Origin of the sequence: Stenotrophomonas sp. NPDC077659 (genome assembly GCF_050268705.1) — a bacterium.
In the GTDB taxonomy this organism is placed as follows: domain Bacteria; phylum Pseudomonadota; class Gammaproteobacteria; order Xanthomonadales; family Xanthomonadaceae; genus Stenotrophomonas.
Genome location: NZ_JBNNHG010000221.1, coordinates 1 through 3,992 on the forward strand (window position 1 = coordinate 1; position 3,992 = coordinate 3,992).

3 protein-coding genes are annotated in these 3,992 nt (G+C 67.6%); all 3 read left to right on the top strand.

Features of this window, described 5'->3' with window-relative positions; genetic code table 11:
- Positions 1–201 precede the first annotated feature (201 nt).
- Entirely contained in the window at positions 202–1,680 is a 1,479-nt protein-coding gene (locus tag ACQKDV_RS18615) for a leucyl aminopeptidase (RefSeq protein ID WP_427785734.1), read from the top strand.
- 94 nt (positions 1,681–1,774) lie between these two features.
- Positions 1,775–2,200, top strand: a complete 426-nt coding sequence (locus tag ACQKDV_RS18620) for a DNA polymerase III subunit chi (RefSeq protein ID WP_108745936.1) — start codon at positions 1,775–1,777, stop codon at positions 2,198–2,200.
- A gap of 72 nt (positions 2,201–2,272) precedes the next feature.
- A partial coding sequence (locus ACQKDV_RS18625; RefSeq protein ID WP_427785735.1) for a valine--tRNA ligase occupies positions 2,273–3,992 on the top strand: 1,720 nt, incomplete at its 3' end.

Sequence of the window (3,992 nt, forward strand, 5' to 3'; positions counted from 1 at the left end):
ATCGAAAAGGACGTGCTGGGCGTGGATGCCGACGGCAACGAGGTGCGCCTGAAGGCAGTTCGAAATCGCCCAGCAGGTATCGGTCGAGCTTCAGCATGGGGCGGTGGTTTAAACTCTGGGGTTCGTTCGCGGTGCCGCCCAGTCTACTGTCTGGGCGTAAACGGCCTGCGATTGTACGGACTCGCCAATGGAATCTGCTCAATGGCCCTCGAATTCACCCTGAACCACCTCGCGCCGGCCGCCGCCAGCGTCGATTGCCTGGTGGTCGGCGCCTATGCCGACCACACCCTGACCCCGGCCGCCCAGGCCCTGGACGCCGCCAGCGGTGGCCGCCTGGCCGCCCTGGCCCAGCGCGGCGACCTGTCCGGCAAGACCGGCGCCACCACCCTGCTGCACGACCTGCCGGGCGTGACCGCCCCGCGCGTGCTGGTGGTCGGCCTTGGCGATGCCGCCCGCTTCGGCGTGCCGCAGTACCTGAAGGCCATCGGCGACGCCGTGCGTGCCCTCAAGGCCGGCGCCGCCCGCAGCGCACTGTTCACCCTGTCCGAAGTGGCCGTGAAGGACCGCGACGCGGCCTGGGCGATCCGCCAGGCGGTGATCGCCGCCGACCACGCCGCCTACCGCTACACCGCCACGCTGGGCAAGAAGAAGGCCGACGACGCCGGCCTGGCCCAGCTGGCCATCGCCGGTGACGACGTCCAGGCCTTGGCCCAGGGCCAGGCCATCGCCGCCGGTGTCGAGTTCGCCCGCGAGCTGGGCAACCTGCCGCCGAACTACTGCACCCCGGCCTACCTGGCTGAAGTGGGCGTGAAGTTCGCCGGCGAACACGAAGGTGCCGAAGCCGACATCCTCGACGAACACCAGATGGAAGCGCTGGGCATGGGCTCGCTGCTGGCCGTGGCCCGTGGCTCGGCCAACCGCCCGCGCCTGGTGGTGCTGAAGTGGTCCGGCGGCGGTGACGCCAAGCCGTACGTGCTGGTCGGCAAGGGCATCACCTTCGATACCGGTGGCGTGAACCTGAAGACCCAGGGCGGCATCGAGGAAATGAAGTACGACATGTGCGGTGGCGCCAACGTCATCGGCACCTTCGTCGCCACCGTGAAAGCCAAGCTGCCGCTGAACCTGGTGGTGGTCGTGCCGGCCGTTGAAAACGCCATCGACGGCAACGCTTACCGCCCGTCCGATGTGATCACCTCGATGTCGGGCAAGACCATCGAAGTGGGCAACACCGACGCCGAAGGCCGCCTGATCCTGTGCGACGCGCTGACCTACGCGCAGCGCTTCGAGCCGCAGGCCCTGGTCGACGTGGCCACCCTGACCGGTGCCTGCATGGTCGCCCTGGGCCACCAGACCGCCGGCCTGATGAGCAAGCACGACGATCTGGCCAACGAACTGCTGGCCGCGGGCGAGCATGTGTTCGACCGCGCCTGGCGCCTGCCGCTGTGGGACGAGTACCAGCCGATGCTGGATTCGAGCTTCGCCGACGTCTACAACATCGGCGGCCGCTGGGCCGGTGCCATCACCGCCGGCTGCTTCCTGTCGCGCTTCGCCGAAGGCCAGCGCTGGGCGCACTTGGACATCGCCGGCGTGGCCAGCGATGAAGGCAAGCGTGGCATGGCCACCGGCCGCCCGGTGGGCCTGCTCACCCAGTGGCTGCTGGACCAGGCCGCCCGCGCCTGATGCCGTACCTGCCCCTGGCCGGCGCCTGCCGGCCGGGGCATTCTCCGGCCTGCCTGCCCGGCATGCCGGGCCCCTGCCCGACCCGGACCCTGCCATGCCCCGCGCTGATTTCTACCTGATCGCCAAGCCCCGGTTCCTGACCGAGCCGCTGCGCCTGGTCTGCGAACTGGCACGCAAGGCCAACGATGCCGGGCTGCCCGCCCTGGTGCTGGCCCGCGACCAGGCCCAGGCCGAAGAACTGGACGAACTGCTCTGGTCGTTCGACGAGGATGCCTACATCCCGCACCAGATCGTCGGCGAGGACGTGGACGAGGAAGAGGCCGTGGTGCTGATTTCCATCCCCGGCGACGAAGCGCCGATGCGCCCGCTGGTCATCAACCTGCGCGACGAACCCTGGCTGGGCCAGTGCGAGCGCGTGCTGGAAGTGGTACCGGCCGACCCGGAAGCGCGCGAGCCGCTGCGCGAGCGCTGGCGCCAGTACAAGACCGCCGGCTACGACCTGAACAAGCACGACATGTGAGCCCGGCGCGGTCCCCTTGATGGGCCGCCCCGCTGCCCTGATCCTTCAACGATTACCTCCTGGTTCCCCCGCATGACCCAACTCGCCTCCAGCTACGACCCGACGTCCTTCGAGACCGACCTCTACGAGGCCTGGGAGAAGGCCGGCCACTTCAAGCCGTCCGGCAAGGGCGAGCCCTACACCATCCTGCTGCCGCCGCCGAACGTGACCGGTACCCTGCACATGGGCCATGCCTTCCAGCAGACCCTGATGGATGCGCTGGTGCGCTACCACCGCATGCGCGGCTACGACACGCTGTGGCAGGTCGGTACCGACCATGCCGGCATCGCCACCGAAATGGTGGTCAGCCGCAACCTGGCGCTGGAAGGCAAGGGCGAGACCCGCGATTCACTGGGCCGCGAAGGCTTCATCGGCAAGGTGTGGGAATGGAAGCAGCAGTCCGGTGACACCATCGAGCGGCAGATGCGCCGCCTGGGCACTTCGGCCGACTGGTCGCGCAGCACCTTCACCATGGACCCGCAGCCGTCCGAAGCGGTGGTCGAGGCCTTCGTGCGCTGGCACGAACAGGGCCTGATCTACCGCGGCCAGCGCCTGGTCAACTGGGACCCGGTGCTGAAGACCGCGATCTCCGATCTGGAAGTGGAGAGCGCCGAGGAAGACGGCTTCCTGTGGTCGATCGCCTACACGCTGGATGAGGGCCTGAGCTACGAGCACGTCGAGCGTGATGCCGACGGCGTGGAAACCCTGCGCGAAACCCGCGATTACCTGGTGGTGGCCACCACCCGCCCGGAAACCCTGCTGGGCGATACCGCGGTGATGGTGCACCCGGACGACGAGCGCTACGCACACCTGATCGGCAAGCAGGTGGTGCTGCCGCTGACCGGCCGCCGCGTGCCGGTGATCGCCGATGACTATGTCGACCGCGCGTTCGGTACCGGCGTGGTCAAGGTCACTCCGGCGCACGACTTCAACGACTACCAGGTGGGCGTGCGCCACAGCCTGCCGATGATCAACCTGTTCACCCCGGTGGCGGCGCTGAATGAAAACGCGCCCGAACGCTTCCAGGGCATGGACCGCTACGAAGCGCGCAAAGCCGTGCTGGCCGAACTGGAAGACCTGGGCATCCTGGTGGAAACCAAGGCGCACAAGCTGCAGGTGCCGCGTGGCGACCGTACCGGCCAAGTGATCGAGCCCTACCTGACCGACCAGTGGTTCGTGAAGATGGACGAGCTGGCGCGCCGTGGCCTGGAGCTGGTCGAGAACGGTTCGATCGCCTTCGTGCCGCCGAACTGGATCAACACCTACCGCCACTGGATGGCCAACATCCAGGATTGGTGCATCAGCCGCCAGCTGTGGTGGGGCCACCGCATTCCGGCCTGGTTCGATGCCGCCACCGGCAGCTGCTACGTGGGCCGCAGCGAAGACGAAGTGCGCGCAAAGCACAACCTCGGCAGCGACGTGGTGCTGAGCCAGGAAAGCGACGTGCTGGAAACCTGGTTCTCCTCGCAGCTGTGGCCGTTCTCCACGCTGGGCTGGCCGAACGAACAGGCCATGGCCGAGCGCGGCTTCGACCGCTACCTGCCGTCGTCGGTGCTGGTCACCGGCTTCGACATCATCTTCTTCTGGGTGGCGCGCATGATCATGGCCACCGACAACCTGACCGGGAAGATCCCGTTCAAGGACGTCTACTTCACCGGCCTGATCCGCGATGGCCAGGGCCAGAAGATGTCCAAGAGAGTCGTCACCACCGGTGGCACGATCGACAAGATCTACTTCGACGACAAGTCGGACT